This window comes from Pseudoneobacillus rhizolycopersici (genome assembly GCF_054786815.1).
Window position 1 is genome coordinate 1 of the sequence record NZ_JBTOOE010000026.1, and the last position, 17160, is coordinate 17160.

The 17160-nt window shown below is 39.9% G+C and carries 25 protein-coding genes; 9 read left to right on the forward strand and 16 right to left on the reverse strand.

What is annotated here, in order from left to right; translation table 11 throughout:
- Positions 1–279: 279 nt before the first annotated feature.
- A complete protein-coding gene (locus tag ACX9YW_RS19360) occupies positions 280–1158 on the reverse strand; it encodes a nucleotidyltransferase-like protein (protein WP_460349580.1) in 879 nt (292 codons plus the stop codon).
- 150 nt (positions 1159–1308) lie between these two features.
- Between ACX9YW_RS19360 and ACX9YW_RS19365 the strand changes: the two genes are divergently transcribed.
- Entirely contained in the window at positions 1309–1656 is a 348-nt protein-coding gene (locus ACX9YW_RS19365) for a YgzB family protein (RefSeq protein WP_460349582.1), read from the forward strand.
- 25 nt (positions 1657–1681) lie between these two features.
- Here ACX9YW_RS19365 and perR read toward each other — a convergent pair whose 3' ends face one another.
- From perR to ACX9YW_RS19385, 4 genes are all read right to left on the reverse strand, one after another.
- Positions 1682–2116, reverse strand: coding sequence for a peroxide-responsive transcriptional repressor PerR (gene perR / locus ACX9YW_RS19370; protein ID WP_460349584.1), 435 nt, complete (start codon positions 2114–2116; stop codon positions 1682–1684).
- Positions 2117–2224: 108 nt separating this feature from the next.
- Positions 2225–2779 carry a cob(I)yrinic acid a,c-diamide adenosyltransferase gene (locus ACX9YW_RS19375; protein WP_460349586.1) on the reverse strand — a complete coding sequence of 185 codons (555 nt, stop codon included), beginning with the start codon at positions 2777–2779 and terminating at the stop codon, positions 2225–2227.
- 396 nt (positions 2780–3175) lie between these two features.
- Positions 3176–3646, reverse strand: coding sequence for a thioredoxin-dependent thiol peroxidase (gene bcp / locus ACX9YW_RS19380; protein ID WP_460349588.1), 471 nt, complete (start codon positions 3644–3646; stop codon positions 3176–3178).
- An 87-nt stretch (positions 3647–3733) separates the two neighbouring features.
- Positions 3734–4132, reverse strand: a complete 399-nt coding sequence (locus ACX9YW_RS19385; RefSeq protein ID WP_460349590.1) for an ion channel — start codon at positions 4130–4132, stop codon at positions 3734–3736.
- Between the two features lie 193 nt (positions 4133–4325).
- Between ACX9YW_RS19385 and ACX9YW_RS19390 the strand changes: the two genes are divergently transcribed.
- Entirely contained in the window at positions 4326–5618 is a 1293-nt protein-coding gene (locus ACX9YW_RS19390) for a glutamate-1-semialdehyde 2,1-aminomutase (protein WP_460349592.1), read from the forward strand.
- 40 nt (positions 5619–5658) lie between these two features.
- Here ACX9YW_RS19390 and ACX9YW_RS19395 read toward each other — a convergent pair whose 3' ends face one another.
- The 6 genes from ACX9YW_RS19395 to fabL all read right to left on the reverse strand — a co-directional run bounded on the left by ACX9YW_RS19395 (position 5659) and on the right by fabL (position 10105).
- Complete coding sequence (locus tag ACX9YW_RS19395) at positions 5659–5811, reverse strand: hypothetical protein (protein ID WP_460349594.1); 153 nt, start codon at positions 5809–5811, stop codon at positions 5659–5661.
- Between the two features lie 104 nt (positions 5812–5915).
- Positions 5916–7673: an ABC transporter ATP-binding protein gene (locus ACX9YW_RS19400; RefSeq protein ID WP_460349596.1), complete on the reverse strand. Its 1758-nt coding sequence runs from the start codon at positions 7671–7673 to the stop codon at positions 5916–5918.
- Positions 7674–7745: 72 nt separating this feature from the next.
- Positions 7746–8276, reverse strand: a complete 531-nt coding sequence (gene ntdP / locus ACX9YW_RS19405; protein WP_460349598.1) for a nucleoside tri-diphosphate phosphatase — start codon at positions 8274–8276, stop codon at positions 7746–7748.
- Positions 8277–8458: 182 nt separating this feature from the next.
- Entirely contained in the window at positions 8459–8716 is a 258-nt protein-coding gene (locus ACX9YW_RS19410) for a YgaB family protein (RefSeq protein ID WP_460349600.1), read from the reverse strand.
- Between the two features lie 170 nt (positions 8717–8886).
- On the reverse strand, positions 8887–9288 hold the full coding sequence (locus tag ACX9YW_RS19415; RefSeq protein ID WP_460349602.1) for a gamma-type small acid-soluble spore protein: 402 nt from the start codon (positions 9286–9288) through the stop codon (positions 8887–8889).
- Between the two features lie 67 nt (positions 9289–9355).
- Entirely contained in the window at positions 9356–10105 is a 750-nt protein-coding gene (gene fabL / locus ACX9YW_RS19420) for an enoyl-[acyl-carrier-protein] reductase FabL (RefSeq protein WP_460349604.1), read from the reverse strand.
- Between the two features lie 111 nt (positions 10106–10216).
- On the opposite strand from fabL, the gene yfhS reads away from it, so the two are divergent.
- Positions 10217–10432, forward strand: a complete 216-nt coding sequence (yfhS, locus tag ACX9YW_RS19425) for a mother cell protein YfhS (RefSeq protein ID WP_460349606.1) — start codon at positions 10217–10219, stop codon at positions 10430–10432.
- 54 nt (positions 10433–10486) lie between these two features.
- Here the strand turns inward: yfhS and mutY are convergent, their stop codons facing one another.
- Positions 10487–11575 carry an A/G-specific adenine glycosylase gene (gene mutY, locus ACX9YW_RS19430; protein ID WP_460349742.1) on the reverse strand — a complete coding sequence of 363 codons (1089 nt, stop codon included), beginning with the start codon at positions 11573–11575 and terminating at the stop codon, positions 10487–10489.
- A gap of 45 nt (positions 11576–11620) precedes the next feature.
- Positions 11621–11914 carry a hypothetical protein gene (locus tag ACX9YW_RS19435; RefSeq protein ID WP_460349609.1) on the reverse strand — a complete coding sequence of 98 codons (294 nt, stop codon included), beginning with the start codon at positions 11912–11914 and terminating at the stop codon, positions 11621–11623.
- 82 nt (positions 11915–11996) lie between these two features.
- Here ACX9YW_RS19435 and ACX9YW_RS19440 point away from each other — a divergent pair, with 82 nt between their 5' ends.
- Positions 11997–12977: a metal-dependent hydrolase gene (locus tag ACX9YW_RS19440; RefSeq protein ID WP_460349611.1), complete on the forward strand. Its 981-nt coding sequence runs from the start codon at positions 11997–11999 to the stop codon at positions 12975–12977.
- Positions 12978–13037: 60 nt separating this feature from the next.
- Here the strand turns inward: ACX9YW_RS19440 and ACX9YW_RS19445 are convergent, their stop codons facing one another.
- On the reverse strand, positions 13038–13307 hold the full coding sequence (locus ACX9YW_RS19445) for a YfhJ family protein (protein WP_460349613.1): 270 nt from the start codon (positions 13305–13307) through the stop codon (positions 13038–13040).
- Between the two features lie 116 nt (positions 13308–13423).
- On the opposite strand from ACX9YW_RS19445, the gene ACX9YW_RS19450 reads away from it, so the two are divergent.
- Positions 13424–13612 (forward strand): small, acid-soluble spore protein K, encoded by a 189-nt coding sequence (locus ACX9YW_RS19450; RefSeq protein WP_460349615.1) that lies wholly within the window; start codon positions 13424–13426, stop codon positions 13610–13612.
- Positions 13613–13642: 30 nt separating this feature from the next.
- Here the strand turns inward: ACX9YW_RS19450 and ACX9YW_RS19455 are convergent, their stop codons facing one another.
- On the reverse strand, positions 13643–13987 hold the full coding sequence (locus ACX9YW_RS19455) for a YfhH family protein (protein WP_460349617.1): 345 nt from the start codon (positions 13985–13987) through the stop codon (positions 13643–13645).
- Between the two features lie 80 nt (positions 13988–14067).
- On the opposite strand from ACX9YW_RS19455, the gene ACX9YW_RS19460 reads away from it, so the two are divergent.
- Positions 14068–14739: an SDR family NAD(P)-dependent oxidoreductase gene (locus ACX9YW_RS19460; RefSeq protein ID WP_460349619.1), complete on the forward strand. Its 672-nt coding sequence runs from the start codon at positions 14068–14070 to the stop codon at positions 14737–14739.
- Positions 14740–14763: 24 nt separating this feature from the next.
- On the opposite strand, the gene recX is transcribed toward ACX9YW_RS19460, so the two are convergent.
- Positions 14764–15570, reverse strand: a complete 807-nt coding sequence (gene recX / locus ACX9YW_RS19465; protein WP_460349621.1) for a recombination regulator RecX — start codon at positions 15568–15570, stop codon at positions 14764–14766.
- Positions 15571–15655: 85 nt separating this feature from the next.
- On the opposite strand from recX, the gene ACX9YW_RS19470 reads away from it, so the two are divergent.
- The 3 genes from ACX9YW_RS19470 to ACX9YW_RS19480 all read left to right on the forward strand — a co-directional run bounded on the left by ACX9YW_RS19470 (position 15656) and on the right by ACX9YW_RS19480 (position 17026).
- Positions 15656–16549 carry a TIGR01777 family oxidoreductase gene (locus ACX9YW_RS19470; RefSeq protein ID WP_460349623.1) on the forward strand — a complete coding sequence of 298 codons (894 nt, stop codon included), beginning with the start codon at positions 15656–15658 and terminating at the stop codon, positions 16547–16549.
- A gap of 88 nt (positions 16550–16637) precedes the next feature.
- Entirely contained in the window at positions 16638–16760 is a 123-nt protein-coding gene (locus ACX9YW_RS19475; RefSeq protein WP_460349625.1) for a YfhE family protein, read from the forward strand.
- Between the two features lie 80 nt (positions 16761–16840).
- The gene (locus tag ACX9YW_RS19480; protein ID WP_460349627.1) at positions 16841–17026 is read left to right on the forward strand and encodes a YfhD family protein; all 186 of its coding nucleotides are present in this window, start codon (positions 16841–16843) and stop codon (positions 17024–17026) included.
- The last annotated feature ends 134 nt before the right edge of the window (positions 17027–17160 follow it).

Here is a 17160-nt window from a genome sequence, read left to right on the forward strand (position 1 = left end):
TCTCCAATAAAGAGTTGATAAAAGCTCAAAAAGTTAATCTGGCTTGTTTTCTTTTTAAAAAAAAGAAGTTTGTTAATGTTTGGTTGTTTAGTTTTCAAAGAACAATTTCGTTGTCGCGTTAGAGGCGACTTTTATAATATAGCATGTTGAGTTTTTCATGTCAACATCTTTTTTACTTTGTTAAACCCGTCAACCGCGATTAACTCATTGAGAATTTCGCAGCGACGGATATTAATATAACAAGTATTTCAACAGAGGTCAATAGTTTATTTTATTTTTTTAAAATAATCTTTCCTTCACCTTATAGTAGCGGTGGTAGACACCAAGTCCCTTTGTTTCGGCACTGACAACTCTTAGGAAGTTCTTATCAATTAAATATTCTAATAGAACTTCTAAATCAACCGAGTAAGGGGCTAATTCCTCATGCTCCATCATCTCTTGAAATGACCAATATTCTTTTGTTGATAGTATATCGATTAAATGTGATATTCCTACGACTGTCCGTGAATGAATAAGAAATTCGCTAGCAAGAAATAGGAGTTCTAGACGTTTTTCCAGCGTTTCAGTGCTACTGACTAGTTCTTCATATAATTTAAAAATTTCCGGTTCAATCTGTTTAACCTGCTGCCAAACGGTTACCTCTGGGTGAAATCCATTCTCGATGACAGCAAGTCTTGCTAAGTGATGCAAGCAATGCACCATATGATTGAATGCATCTAAAAATTGTTGATGATCAAAAAAGGTTTTTCCATCGACATAGCGACGAATGAGTTTGGCGAATTCCAAGCCCATCTTCAGCTTCCGTCCATAAAAGGGAAATTCTCTTAGTTCTGTCTTTAAATTTTCAAGAAAATCCTTTCGGTCGAAAATGATTTTCCCATTTAAGAGCCAATCAAAAATTTTTCGATTCGAGCCAAGCATAATCCATTCCTTTAGCTTCCCCTCAGAGACGATGTGCATGGCTGCTTTTTTATCAACATCATAAGAATAATGTTTAACAAACCATTGGTGTTCATGATCCTTTTGGATAATTAAAAGGACGACATCAAATGTATCGGTATGAATATTAGCTTTTATGCCTTTTTCTATTGCTATAATTCCTAATGTATTGGGATGACTTGCTCGTTCCTGATAAATTGGCCTTAGAATATGTTCCACGGTCCATGCGCCTCCATTATTGGTGGGAAACCTTGTCCACCACATAGATTCTTCGTTTATTTTATATTTTCGACAGGAGTTTTTAATATCCTTCTTTTCAATTCTAATCGCTATCATTATATGATATAGTTATTCTTTGGGAGGAAGATTATGATGGTGAAATATTCAAGTAAGATTAATAAAATTCGCAGCTTCGCCTTAGGGTTAATCTTTGTAGGATTTATTGTGATGTATGGTGGTATCTTCTTTCGAACTTCCCCAGTCATTATGACAATCTTTATGATATTTGGATTACTTTTTATCATTGCCAGTACGGTGGTTTATTTTTGGATTGGGATGCTCTCGACTAAAACGGTTCAGGTCACTTGTCCCAATTGCCAAAAGCAAACGAAAATGCTTGGTCGTGTGGATATGTGTATGTATTGCCGCGAACCGCTTACATTGGATCCAAATCTTGAGGGCAAAGAGTTTGATGAGAAATATAATCGAAAAAAGTAAAGGATGGCACTTTTGCCATCCTTTTTTAATGCGTATTTTTTGAAGCACAGTCTGGACATGACCCATAAATTTCCATTCGGTGATGTCCAACTTTAAACCCCGTCACATGGGAAGCCAAATGTTCTACTTCATCAAGCCCTGGATAGTGAAAATCCACAATTTTTCCACAGTCTTCACAGATCACATGATAGTGATTGCTGGTGATATAGTCAAAGCGGCTTGAAGCGTCGCCATAAGTTAGTTCTTTAACGAGACCTACTTCACGGAAAACGCGTAGATTGTTGTAAACCGTTGCGACACTCATGTTCGGAAATTTACCTTCGAGCGCTTTATATATATCATCGGCAGTCGGGTGTGACATAGAGTTGATTAAGTATTCTAAAATGGCATGACGTTGCGGAGTGATTCGAACTCCGGTCTCCTTTAATGTATCTAATGCTTCTTTTAATTGATTTGACATCGCCATGCACCCCTTTCAAAAAAGATTCTTATTTTATAATGTTTATAATTAGTGTACTAAGGACATTATTATCTTGTCAATATCATAAACTTGGTAAGTGCCATTTTCTTAGGAATTTGGTCGCAGAGTGTTTTCTGGCTCTCCAAGTTTGGCATTAACATATCGTGCGGCAACAAACAATAGGTCAGATAAACGATTCAGATAGGAAAGAACTAATGGATTAACTTCTTCACCAATCGCCACTGCATTGCGTTCCGCTCTTCTGACAACGGTTCTAGCTACATGAAGGGCTGCACCGGAAGGATGTCCACTAGGTAAAATAAAATTCATTAGCATAGGAAGATTAGTATCCCATTCATCAATGTGAGATTCCAATTCACTGATGTCTTCTGCTTTAAGTTTCCATTTCACTTCTTTTCCTGCAGGTGTGGCTAGCTCTGCTCCGACGTGAAAAAGCGTAGTTTGAATTTTAGCAAAGATTTGTAAAAAGTCTGCTTTTCCTTCAAAATCAACATTCTTTAAATAACTCAACGCAAGACCAATCATTGAGTTGGTTTCATCACAAGAGCCATACGCTTCCACTCGTTGATCGTTTTTCGCAACGCGTTGTCCGTAAATGAGTGAAGTGGTACCTTTGTCCCCAGTTTTCGTATAGATTTTCACTATAGTATCCCCTTTTTTAGCTTATTTTTATTATATGTATGTAGTTTATCGTACTTTCCATTATTGTGGGAAATTTTAAATAAAATAGCTGTGTTATAGAAGTCTGTTGATTTCCGCTCCAGGCACTCGCTTTCCGCGGGGCGTCCGGTGAGCCTCCTCGTCGCTTAGCTCCTGCGGAGACTCACCCTTGGACGCTATGTCCCGCAGGAGTCGAGTGCCTTCCGCTCCAATCAACAATTTCTTAAAATAAAAGTTATCATTAAAACACAGCCAATAAAAAAAGGGCAGATCACTAAGTGATCTGCCAAAACTTATTTGAGGAGGTATGCCCTAATATAATGTTATTCAAAACTTGTTTAGTGGAATGGACACTAGCCACGGGTTGTAAAAAATAGGCTAAGAAAGATGTTCTTTTATATAAGTTAAGGCTTCTTCGACATGCCCTTTAATTCGTATATTTCGCCACTCTTTTACTAAGCAACCATTTTTGTCAATAATAAAAGTGGATCTGATAATGCCCATATATTCTTTCCCGAACGTTTTCTTGAGCTTCCAGACGTGGTATGCCTTCGCGGCGACTAAGTTAACATCCGCTAATAGTAAAAATGGCAAGCCATGTTTATTAATAAATTTCTCGTGCTTTTGAATCGGGTCGGGACTAACTCCTAAAATTACCGTATCTAATTCTTGAAAGTTTTGATGGTAATCGCGAAAATTACATGCCTGTGTTGTGCAAGTTGGTGTCATATCTTGTGGGTAAAAGTAAAGTACAACATTTTTACCACGATAGTCTGATAATTTGATTGTTTCACCTGTATTGGATTCTAATTGAAAGTCTGGTGCTAGTTCACCAATTTGTACTGTCATTTTGTTTGGATGGCCTCCTTTTTTGGTGTATACCATGAGCCTATCCAATTTAATCGACAAATACAACTATCTTGACTGGATTAGTTGTTAACGGTCATAGAATGCCCGTGCGACAAATGCTGCAGGGATGGTGTAACCAATAAGCGCCTCAAACACAGCAATTATCCTGCCTATTCCAATTGGATAGATGTCACCGTAGCCAACAGAAAAAAGCGTCATTGCACTGAAATAAAAGCTTGATTCTAGACGGAGAAAAAAGCCGTCTCCTTCCGTAAGGAGACCATCTCGGACGATAGGATTGCCTTGAAGATCAAAAAGTAGATAAATAAGGGCGAAGCCGAGCGTGATGGTTATATAGACCACCGTGAGAACCAAAAAATTTTCAATTGAAAGCATCTTTCCTTTGATTTTATTGGGTGAAAATAGTGTTTTTATGGTCATCAAAATACAACCGGTAATCGATATAAAAAAGAGGATTGAAATCATAGGTGTTCCCTCTCATATAGGTTTTTTATCATTTTTATGCGGGCTTGGACATGAAAAGACTAGATTGTTTTTGTGATGGGGGGCTGACAGTACCTATCACCAAAGGAATAATTTTAAAAAATATGAAAAAAGCATCAACTACACCAATCGTGTTAGAATAAAAAAGCAATCATTCCCTTAGGAGGTTACTATTGTGCGATTTGATCAATCAGAAAGAATATATGGAGAAGCGTTAGAGCATATTGTCGGAGGGGTGAATAGTCCCTCGCGTTCCTATAAGGCAGTTGGCGGTGGTGCGCCGGTTGTAATGGAGCGTGCCCAAGGTGCTTACTTTTGGGATGTTGATGGCAATCAATACATAGATTATTTGGCGGCATATGGCCCGATTATTACCGGCCATGCCCACCCACATATTACAAAAGCCATTACAAGAGCAGCAGAGTCCGGAGTATTATACGGAACACCTACTCCACACGAAGTGAAGTTCGCGAAAATGCTAAAGGAAGCAATGCCCGGGCTGGAAAAGGTACGCTTCGTCAACTCTGGAACTGAAGCAGTAATGACGACGATAAGAGTTGCACGCGCCTATACCGGCCGGGACAAGATCATTAAGTTTGCCGGCTGTTACCATGGACATTCCGATCTTGTACTCGTTGCAGCCGGATCTGGGCCTTCAACACTTGGGACACCTGATTCTGCCGGAGTTCCAAAAAGCATTGCCCAAGAAGTTATCACGGTTCCTTTTAATGACATCGAGCCATTTAAAGAAGCTCTTGAGAAATGGGGAAACCAAATCGCAGCTGTACTCGTTGAACCGATTGTTGGTAACTTTGGAATTGTTGAACCGAAACCTGGGTTCCTCCAACAGGTTAACGACCTGACCCATGCTGCAGGTGCACTTGTTATCTACGATGAAGTCATAACCGCATTCCGTTTCATGTACGGCGGAGCACAAGATTTACTAGGCATTACTCCTGACTTAACGGCCCTTGGTAAAATTATTGGCGGTGGGTTGCCGATTGGGGCCTACGGTGGACGTAAAGAAATAATGGAAAAAGTCGCCCCATTAGGACCTGCCTATCAAGCGGGTACAATGGCGGGGAACCCGGCATCGATCCTAGCGGGAATCGCTTGCTTAGAGGTACTTCAGCAAGAAGGTGTTTATGAATACCTTGATCAATTGGGGGCGCTTTTAGAAGATGGCATTTTAAGCGCCGCAAAGGAATACAATGTTCCGATTACAATTAATCGTTTAAAGGGAGCGTTAACCGTTTATTTTACTACGGAAACAGTCTTCAATTACGAGCAGGCAGAAAATACGGATGGAGAAATGTTTGCAAAGTTCTTTAAGCTAATGCTGAACCAAGGAATAAACCTTGCTCCTTCCAAATACGAAGCTTGGTTTGTTACCATTGCTCATACAGAAGAAGATGTAGAGGCAACACTGTATGCGGTGCGCCAAGCATTTGAACAACTAATGGGATAAATAAAAAAACAAACTCGTGCCAAGTAGGCATGAGTTTGTTTTAATTTACAGCAATAATGTTGGCCTCAGGAACCAGTAGAATATTTGCGATACTTGAGTCGGTTATTTCTTTTATCTCACAAAAACCGTTTTGATAAGTATAAAATACAACATATTCATCACCTTGATACAAGACTTTATTTCCTGGCTTCATTTGGTTCACCCCATTATTGTAGTAATAGTTACTTAACTACCCTGTCCAATTAGAGGTTAAACCCCAAAAATAAAAATTTTCTAAATATTTTTCCGCAATGTTAATCAAACCGTACTAGGCTCAAACTGCTGCACTTGGAATAAGCGGTAGTATCCGCCTTGTTTCAACATCAACTCTTCATGACTGCCGATTTCGACAATTTCTCCGTGTTCGATTAGGACAATACGGTCGGCATGAGTGATTGTCGAAAGACGGTGCGCCACAATAAAAGTGGTACGATCTTTTGCTAGTCGCTCAAAGGATTCTTGAATTAGGTGCTCACTCTCCAAATCTAAAGCTGAAGTTGCTTCATCTAAAATCAAAATGGGGGGATTTTTTAAAAAGACCCTAGCAATCGCTATTCGTTGCTTTTGCCCGCCAGAGAGCTTTACGCCCCGCTCACCTACCTTCGTATCATAACCGTTTGGAAGATTCATAATAAAGTCGTGCGCATTCGCGGCTTTTGCTGCCTCGATTACTTCCTCTTCAGTAGCTTTTGGTTTGCCAAGAAGAATATTTTCGCGCACTGAATCGCTAAACAAGATATTATCCTGGAAGACCATTCCGATTTTATCTCTTAAGCTGCGAACTTTATACTCACGGATATCAACATCATCCAGTAAAATCGCTCCAGCTGTGACGTCGTAAAAACGTGGAATCAAACTAACTAACGAAGATTTTCCACCGCCGCTCATCCCGACTAAGGCAATCGTTTCGCCTTTTTGTACCTTAAGATTGATATTTTTTAACACTAATTCATCATTTTCATGATAAGAAAAGGATACTTGGTTAAAACTAATATTTCCTTGCACTTTTTCGCAAAGTTTGGCATCCGGACCGTCTTCGATGTCATATTTCTCATCAATGAATTCAAAGACACGGTCCATCGATGCGATTGACTGTGTTAAAGTTGTCGAGGAATTAACCATTCGGCGTAATGGGTTGTATAGCCTGTCTATATACGCAATAAATGCAATCATTGTCCCGATGGTTAAATGACCATTGATCACCTGAAGAGCTGAATAGCCGATGACGACCAATGGTGCGATGTCGGTAATAGTATTGACTGCCGAAAAGGATTTCGCATTCCAACGTGTATGGTCAAGCGCCTTTTCCAAAAAGTTACGGTTTTGCCGAGCGAATTGTGATTGTTCATGGTCTTCGATGGCAAAACTTTTGACAACCGGCATGCCTTGAACCCGTTCGTGCAGGTAGCTTTGGACCTCAGCTAAAGCTTGCGAGCGCGATTTCGTTAATTTTCGTAAATTTCCAAAGAAGTAGCGGACCGAAATCGCGTACAGCGGAAACAGGACTAAAGAAATCAACGTCAATTTGACGCTCATCGTGAACATGATGGCGATTGCGATAAAAATCGTTGCCATATCTAGCCAGAGATTCATGAGCCCGGTAACTACAAACGTTTTCGTTTGCTCAACATCGTTAATGACGCGAGAAATGATCTCACCTGATTTTGTGTTCGAATAATATTTAAAGCTTAATTTTTGAATATGGGTAAACAGCTTATCCCGAATGTCGTACAGAATTTTACTAGCCGTCCATTGTGCATAGTATTGTCTGTAATACTCAATTGGCGGTCGAATCACTACAAATATCAGCAGCATGACGCCCATCACCCATAATAGGTGCTCTATTTTTTCCACCTTCGAAAGCTCAGTACTTACCACCAAATCGTCAACGACATATTTGATTAAAAGTGGAATCATCAGAGGAATGGCAAATTTTAAAATTCCAATAAAAATAGTTAAAATAATTTGCAATCGGTATGGTTTTACAAATTGCAAATACCTACGGATACTTCCCAAGAAATTTCATCTCCAGTCATAAACCTTAAGAAAACCTGCCCTTTTGACTCAACAGGCAGGTTGTAGCTTTATTTAGCGTTTTAATGATAAATATTTTTCATACCAAATATCGATAAAATCTGGCGCAAACGGACCTTTGCGTAGCTTGATCCATTTAATTAATTTGTCAACGTTTCGTTTTAAAATTTGGTCAATAACCTCTGGGTACTTCATTTCGCGGCGATGTCGTTCGTACTCATCTTCATCAAGTAGATGATAGGACATATCCGGATATACCTTTATATCTAAGTCGTAATCAATGTATTTTAAAGCCTCGCCATCGTAGATGAATGGTGAGCTGATATTACAATAGTAATACACGCCGTCATCACGAATCATTCCGATGATATTAAACCAGTATTGCGCATGAAAATATACAATCGCTGGCTCTCTCGTAATCCAAGTTCGGCCATCAGACTCCGTGACAAGCGTTCTGTCATTGCCACCTATCACCAGAACTTCTGACCCTTTTAAAACCGTTGTCTCTTCCCAAACACGATGGATGTGCCCGTTATGTTTGTAGCTATGAATTTGTATTGGTTCACCTTCTGTGGGAACGCCCATATTATTCCCCTACTTTCATCCGAAAAACTTTGCGACCATTTTCTAAATAATAAAAAAACGACAAAGTACGATTCTTTTTTCTATTATTATAACGGTTGGACAAGGATTTTAAAACAAAAGAGCCATTGAATTTTCAATGACTCCCGGAAATGAAGTGTATTTTTGGTAAATGGCTTAAATTTTTATGTAAAAACGACTTCATTCATCAATTGATAGGAGCGAATCACTTCTTCAGTTTGATGGTCAAATATTTTTTGGATTTCTTTTAATTCCTCTTTCATTTTACTTATTTCCGATTGAATAGAGTCTACTTTGGCTTCCTGTTGTAGCACGCTCAGTTCCGTTTCTATCTCTTGGCAGCGTTCCAGCTCCGCCTGGAGATATAATAATTTTTCCATGGTTTTCATTTGTTCGGAAACTAACTGGTTAAATTGATTCATCCTGACACCGCCTTTATATTTTTGGTTATAGTATGTATTCGTGGAAAATAGAGCGTTTCCTTTGACTAGTTCTGTAGAGTATAGGGAGGTTTTGTCGAATCGAAATTTATTTATACCTTGGGGTTCTCAAAAGAAAGCACCCTATAAGATGAGGGTGCTTTCGGTAAGTATTATGAACGGCCTTGTTGAGACTGTTGGTTTTGACGTCTCACTTCAGCAGCGTTTGTTTCACTTGCGAACTCAGTACCAAATGCTCCTGCAGCTCCTTGGCCAGCGTTTGCTTGTGATTGTTGGTTTTGCTTTCTAACTTCAGCAGCGTTTGTTTCGCTTGCAAACTCAGTGCCGAATGCTCCTGCACCGCCTGCAGCGTTTTGGCGAGCTTGATATCCTTGACCAACATTTGCTTGTGACTGTTGGTTTTGACTTCTTACTTCAGCAGCGTTTGTTTCGCTTGCAAACTCAGTACCAAATTGACCTTGACCACCTTGAGATTGAGCGTTTTGTTGTCTAACTTCTTGAATGTTAGTACCTGCTTGCGATTTGTTTGGCTGGTTATTGAAATTTGCCATCATTATCACCTCCACGATGATTAATTTACCCATCGTAAAGGAAGTTATCCTATGTTAAAAAAATAATTTTTTAAACTAAAAGTGAAATACCACCATCAATAATAATCGTCTGCCCACGAATCATATTTGACTCTTCCGAAAGCAAGAACATCACTGCGTTTACCATATCATCAATTTCGACCATTCTTCCAGCAGGCGTTTTTTCACGGGCCTCTGCTAATAGTTCATCGCGGTTCGGGAAATGCGTAAGTGCCTCTGTATCAACCGCTCCACCAGAAATCGCATTGACGATAATATTTTTTGGAGCCAATTCCACGGCCAAATAGCGTGTCAATGCTTCGATGGCTGCTTTGGAAACTCCGACGGTCGTATAATTTTTTAGATAGCGAATGGAACCAAGAGAACTGATGCTAACAATTTTACCACCACCGTTTTTCTCCATGAGCTTGGCGGCTTCTTGGGCGCAGAATAACAGCGCCTTACTATTGATATTCATTGTCCAGTCCCAATGGGATTCCTCTAATTCCATAACTGGTCTTTGAACGCCAGAGGCAGCATTGCTTACAAAAACATCAAGTCTGCCAAAGGTTTCTTGAATTTGCGAAAACATATTTTTGATTTTTTCAACATCACCGACGTTTGCTTTTACGACTAATACCTTTCTGCCAATTGCCTCAATTTCCGAAGCAACCTCAAGGGCAGCAGATTTACTACGAGCATAGTTGATGACGATGTCATATCCCTGTTTCGCCAGCCGAATCGCCGTAGCCCTTCCGATTCCTCTACTGCTTCCAGTTATTAGTGCAACCTTTTGTGTCATATGTATTCCTCTTCCTTTCGGTTTTTCCTTTTCATTTTAGCCTTTTCATGTATAGATGACAATTATCATAAAGAAAATAGAGTTGAAAGGATTGGAAAGGAGGAAGTTTTGATGAGTATGGGTCGTGATATGACCGAACTATCAATGATGTCGATTAACGAGTGGCAAGACCATGAGCTTACCTATTTTCATCATTCCTTACAGCAGATGGTGCCGTACTTAAACAGCGAAGGGCAATCGATTCACCGTAAAATTGTGGAGGAAATCGAGCGGCGTGGTGGCTTGAAATCAGTTCATGGGGATAAAAGCGAAATGGTCTTTGATTAGGAATAATGAAGAGGTTATTGACCTCTCTTTAAGGGCTTTTATTAAAAACGGGCATCATCGACGCCCGTTTTCTTTTTCAAAGTTCAAAAATTGTTGCAACATTTTTTGATGAGAAACTGGAAAGGCGTATTCATCGATTTCATCTAAGGATACTAATTTTAAACGTGGTGTTTCCTTTACTTCTGAAATAATTTTTCCCGAATATACTTGAATAAACCACTTTAAATGGGAGAAAACGTGATCAATCGAACCTAGGTTTTCGTTAATCATTCCTTCGACCGCAAATTGACTTATTAATCTATCAAGAAATTCCTTCTGCGCCTGTCCCCGTTTTAGATCTAGATGAACTTCAAAATTTGGAAATTCCCACAAATTTGCCAATAATCCGCTTTCTGGACGCTTATGAATTAAGATGCGGCCATTTTCATCCGTTAAAATCCCGGCTACAATCTTCACATCCTTGACCTTCGTTTTTTTCGTTTTCACAGGCAAATCCGTTTGTGTCCCAGTTTCAAAAGCGTTACAATGTTCTCTAACAGGGCAAAGCAAACAGGATGGAGAGGTCGGCGTACAAATTAGTGCACCAAGCTCCATTAATGCCTGATTAAAGTAGGACGGATTATCGTGTGAGATTAGTTTCCGGACGGCCTCTTCGAATATTTTCCGAGTCGAAGGTTTAGCTATGTCTTCCCAAATTGATAAAATTCGTGACAGAACACGCATGACGTTACCGTCAACCGCTGGTTCTGGAACCCCATAGGCGATACTTAGAACGGCGCCTGCTGTATAGGGGCCAATCCCTTTAAGACTGGCAATTTCTTTTGGCGTATTAGGGACAACACCGGCGTACTTTTCCTGGACTTCACGACAAGCATTTTGTAAATTCCGCACTCTGGAGTAATAGCCTAATCCTTCCCATGCTTTTAAAATTTTTTCTTCATCAGCCGCAGCAAAGTCCGAAAGAGTTGGAAACTTTTCCATGAAGTTTTCATAGTAAGGAATAACAGTGTCGACACGGGTTTGCTGCAGCATAATTTCAGAAACCCAGATGCGGTAGGGATCTGATTCTCTACGCCATGGTAAATCTCTCTGTTCATTAGTAAACCAGTTGATTAAATCTGCTTGAAATTGTTCAATATCCATTTTTTCAATCGTTTCCAAGATAAATCCTCCAAGATGTTAAAAAAGCTAACTTTTTATTCCATAGCATTCCATTTGCTCAAGACCACCCTTAATATAAAGATCCAATAAGCCAAATAAAGAATGATTTTTTGATTTTCGCAATTTCTTTAGGGCAAAATAATGAGACTCTGTTGGTAAAAGAAAGGTCTCGATGATTTGATTTTGTGATTCACTTAGTTTTATTTGGTTTGCTTCAAATGTCGGCAATTGAGAAAGAATATGAGAGATAGCATTTTTGTACTGGTGACGGAAATTTTCGTTAACCTCATAGTGAATAACCATTTTGATTTGTGAATTCACATGTTTCATCTCCTTAGAGTATACGATAATAATGACACTTGACAAGTTTTTTCATTTTACCTAAAAAGGGGGTATTTTCCTTTTGGATACAGGTACTCATGTTGTAATGGGGCTTGCTTTAGGCGGTTTAGCCACATTAGACCCAGTAGTAGCAGGGAGTTCGGCGACTGCAACAAGTGTGTTGATTGGAACCATAGTTGGCTCGCAAGCACCTGATATAGACACCATTTTAAAATTGCGCAATAATGCAATATACATTCGTAATCATCGAGGGGTAACTCATTCCATCCCCGCCGTTCTGTTATGGCCAATTGGAATTGTTGCCGTGCTTTATCCGTTCTTTCCGGAGGCTAATTTGCAACACTTATGGATTTGGACATTTATCGCGGTATTCCTGCATGTGTTTGTCGACATTTTTAACGCCTATGGAACCCAGGCATTGCGTCCGTTTTCGTCGAAATGGGTCGCTTTAGGGTGGATTAACACGTTTGATTCGTTTATTTTTGCGATTCATGTCGTCGGCTTGATTATTTGGGCACTTGGAGCCCATCCGGGTTATACCTTTATTGCGGTTTATGCGGTGATATTGTCCTATTATGTCCTGCGATTTCTTGCTCAAAGGAGAATTCGCCGGACCTTACAGAAAATGATTCCCGATGCAACGGAAATCATTATTGCCCCAACTATGAAATTTCATCAATGGCGAATTGCCGTCATTAGTGATACGAAGTTCTATGTGGGTCGTTCAGTAAGGTTTCATGTTAAAATTTTTGACGAATTCGAACGGATTCCCGTTCCGGAAATCCCAGTAATAGAAGCAGCTAAGAAAGATAAAAATCTCTCTGCCTTCTTATCCTTTTCACCAGTTTACCGCTGGGAGCTTGATGAATACGATGATTATTATGAGGTTCGCTTTATCGATTTGCGTTACCGCAGCAACGGTCATTATCCATTCGTCGCAGTTGTACAATTAGACTTAGATTTTAATATCATTACCTCCTATACCGGCTGGGTGTTCAGCGAAGAGAAATTACGGAAGAAATTGTCGATTTTACCTGGATGATACCAAAGTCTGATCTGAACACGAAGAAAGGTCTGACCGTTTCAAACGGGCAGACCTTTTTTAATGAAAAGATTGGTTGTTTCCTTCTAATAAATGTTTGTATTTCGGATTGTTTGCGATGAAGTCATGGAGCTTGTCCCCATGGTTTTCAATCCATTGTCGAACTACTCGTTCCGTCACCTCCGGACCTCGATACTCTCTTCCAGCTTTTGCATAAGTAGTTTCAAAATCGTCCCAAAGAAGTTCGACCCAGATTCTCGCCAAATCCTCGTTTATTTGGCTATTTTTTTCTAATAAAAGCTTGATTAGGTTTTCTTGGTACAGTTGCATTTAAATCACCTTTTTTCCATTTATCATTTTTCATAGTTTTGATTATCTAAACCGATACTAATGGTACGTGGAGGGCAATCGTTCTACACGAGTTGGATTTTTTAGGAGGTTTTCGCATGCGAAATAAAGATTCACACTTCCCTATGCAGAGTGGCCAGAAACTCGAAGGTGAACCACGCGCAAAGGCGGAATACAATTCCCTTCGAGCAGACGGAACCATTAATACCCAACCACAAGAACGAATGAGAGCATCAAGTGACCGCGATTCGGACACACCTGAACTATTTAAAAGCCAACAACATTAAATTAGAGGAGGTCCTTTTTCTCGGGCCTCCTTACCCTTTTATTTCCTTTAGCATTGAAATCGGTAACGCCTCTTCGTCACCTTCACCACCAATTCGAAAGCCCCAAGCGAATACACCATTTAAATATTTCACTTTAAAATATGTCCCAGGTGCACCCTCAATTTCATACAGTTCATCCGTTTTGATTGTTGCTGGGTCAATTAAATACGATTTCGCCATAATGGCCTTGCGTTCTAAAACTGCATACTCGTTTACCATTCCCAATTGTTCCGCTTTTCTCGCCTTTTCATTTAGCTGGGAAATCTCCTGCTGCAGTTCATATGTCGTCATTTGACTATATCGCTTTTCCTGTTGTTGTGACAATTGTTGATCCATTTGGTTCGACCCCTTTATGTTTTTTGAATTATATTTAGTATAATAAAAATACTATCAAGGTGAAAGGAGAACATACTCGAATGAATAGTATTCTTATTACCGGAGCAGGGTCCGGTTTAGGTAAAGAGCTTGCTTTATTATTTTCGCAAAATAATTACCATTTACTTTTAGTTGGTCGTTCTAAGGAAAAATTGGAGAAGGTCAAGGCTGAGATTGAACAGCAAGGTGGTAGTGCTGATGTGATTTCAACTGATATCCGTTCGTTTGATGAGCTAGTCATGAAGTTTAAGCGGTTGACGGAGCATTACTCGATTGAAGGCGTTGTAAATAATGCTGGTGTTGGGCATTTTGGACCATTATTGAAAATGGACGAACGGGAAATCGTCGATATGATCGAAACCAATCTACTGGGGACCATTTTTGTCACAAAGGCGATACTACCTATTTTGGTCGAACAATCGTCCGGGTTTGTGATGAATATTATTTCAACAGCTGGCCTGCGCGGAAAAGTGAACGAAGCTGCATATGTCGCTAGTAAGTTTGGCGTGCGCGGTTTTACCCAGAGCTTACAGAAGGAATATGATGACTCAAATATCAGATTTATGGCGGTTTATATGGGTGGAATGGACACGCCATTTTGGGAAAACAGCGACCATATTAAAGATTCTTCTCGATTGAGGTCCGCGAGGGAAGTCGCTGAGATAATAATGGAGCAGTTTGGGCAACCAGAGATTGTGATTGAGGGGAGATAGCATGATTCTCTCCCCCCATGAGAACTATTCCTCTATTTCAAGCTCGACAAGGTACTCTTCAATCTGTTCTACCGAAAACCCTTTGCGGTACAAAAATTGCTTTATTCTAGTATGATCACTGCCAAATTTTCTAACGGCTTTCTCCCCTTGCTTGCGTATCGCATCCATCTCAGGGTTATCCTCTGAATCCAATTCCGCCACCATGCTTCTCAACACTTCTTCAATGATCGCAAAGGAGTGCCCTTTTCGTTGCAAAGCCAGCTTTAGCTTTTGTTCGAAGACATAGCGGGAGTCAGTTCGCTTTTTGCTAAAAGCCTTTTGACAAAGCTTTTGTACTTTTTCCAGCTGCAGGTCAAAAGTAAACTCATCCAAAACCTTGTCAATAATCGGATCTGCAACCCCCTTTTCCCTTAGTTCCATTTTTACTACAGTAGGGCCTTTATCGTTTGTATTTATTTGCGTTCGAACGAAGGCAAGGGCGAATTCTTCATCGTTTAAATAACTAAGATTGTAGAGACGGTGAATCACCTCCTGAATGACGGGTGCCTCCACTTCCTTTACAACTAGATAGTCCCTCACTTCTTTCTCAGAGCGCATGCGGTGGGCCAGATACTGGATAGCTACGCCCAACGCTTTGCGGATGGTGTCCTGATAGAGGACCTCCATTTGTGTGAATTCATCTAAATGAATGCCTTTTTTCAATTGGTATTTGATAAGGACATCTTCATCGACGCTAAAGGCGTACTTTTCGCCGTTGCCATCATCTACATATATATTAAAGCGATCGGTTTGTTTTTTTTGGGTTGTTATTTTTGAGATATAGACCATCATTTTCACCTCTACCACCAATTTAGCATATAAGCGGCAATGTTGTAATAATTGTGATATAAAAGAATAAAAAGGAGGGAATTTCCAATTGAAAATAGCGATTGCCGGCGGGTCGGGGTTTGTTGGTCAAGCAGTTAGTGAATTTTTTGTTAGCCAAGGTGCTGAAGTATTTATTTTAACAAGAAAAGGTGGCAACGATTCGAATCTAAAGCAGATTGAATGGTTAACAGCCACAAGCAATCCCAGTTCACAGCTTGCTGGCGTGGATGTGCTGATAAACTTGGCTGGAGAATCAATCAATAGCGGCCGCTGGACGGAACAAAGAAAAGCACGGATCCTACAAAGCCGTCTAACAGCAACAAACGAAATCTTAAAAATAATAGAAATCACCAAACCGAAACTACTTATCAACGCTAGTGCGATTGGATTTTATGGCACATCGGACCATCAAGTTTTCACCGAAGAAAGCGCCAGTATCGGCAACGATTTTTTAGCGGAAACGGTCAAACAGTGGGAAGCTTTGGCACTAAAGGCTAATCAGTTTGGTGTACGGACGGCCCTTTGTCGGTTTGGGATAGTATTAGCGAAAAATGGCGGGGCACTACCAAAAATGAGCTTACCATACCGAATGTTGATTGGTGGAAAACTAGGCAAAGGAAATCAATGGGTTTCTTGGATACATCTTGAAGATGTTGTAAGGGCGATTGATTTTATTATTAAAAATGAAAGACTACATGGGCCAATTAATTTCATCTCCCCTAATCCGGTTACGATGAATGAGTTTGGCAAAACACTTGGCGCGGTATTAAAATCGCCGCATTGGCTACCGCTACCTGGATTTGTCATGAAGCTAGCACTTGGTGAAATGAGCATACTCATGTTGGAAGGACAAAAAGTTATACCTAAAAAATTATTACAGTACCAATTTGAGTTCCGCTACCCGAATTTAGAATTGGCTTTAAAGAATATTTTTCAAAATTAACCGTTTATCTCCACATCTTTAGGGCAAAAATAGGGAAGTATCATGAGATATGAATTTCACTTAATCCTAAAGGAAAGGTTGATGAACCATGTCGAAGAACAAAAGAGATAAAACGAAAAGTACGTTAAGCAGTGCGCAAGCCGTTGCATACTCTCGTGAATTTAAGCGAGCAGACCGCGCTGGAAATTATAATCACCAAAGTATTAAGTAATATTTTCTTTCAATAAACAAACAATATAAGTACGAAAACATTGATGTTTTCGTACTTTATTGTTTGAAGGGGGATATATTATGGGCAGATCACGAGGTCAGAGATCAAGGGACAAAAATAAGCAAACTCTTCCACAAGTACCGAAGAATATGAAATCGGATGGAATTGATGTAGAGTACTCAGCTGAATTAGCTGATCAAGAAGATTTGGAAGCACAAGCTCGTGCGAATGCGGCAAACCAGCGAGTAAAGGCAAACAGAAAATAAAAAATAAGCAGGATGGGCCTCATCCTGCTTTTTAGATATATAAAGGGGGGGGAATAAAACAATGCTTGAATCAAAAGTTGCAAAACTTCCTTTTCACACTTTCAATATACCCCGCCTTAGGATAGTTATCAATT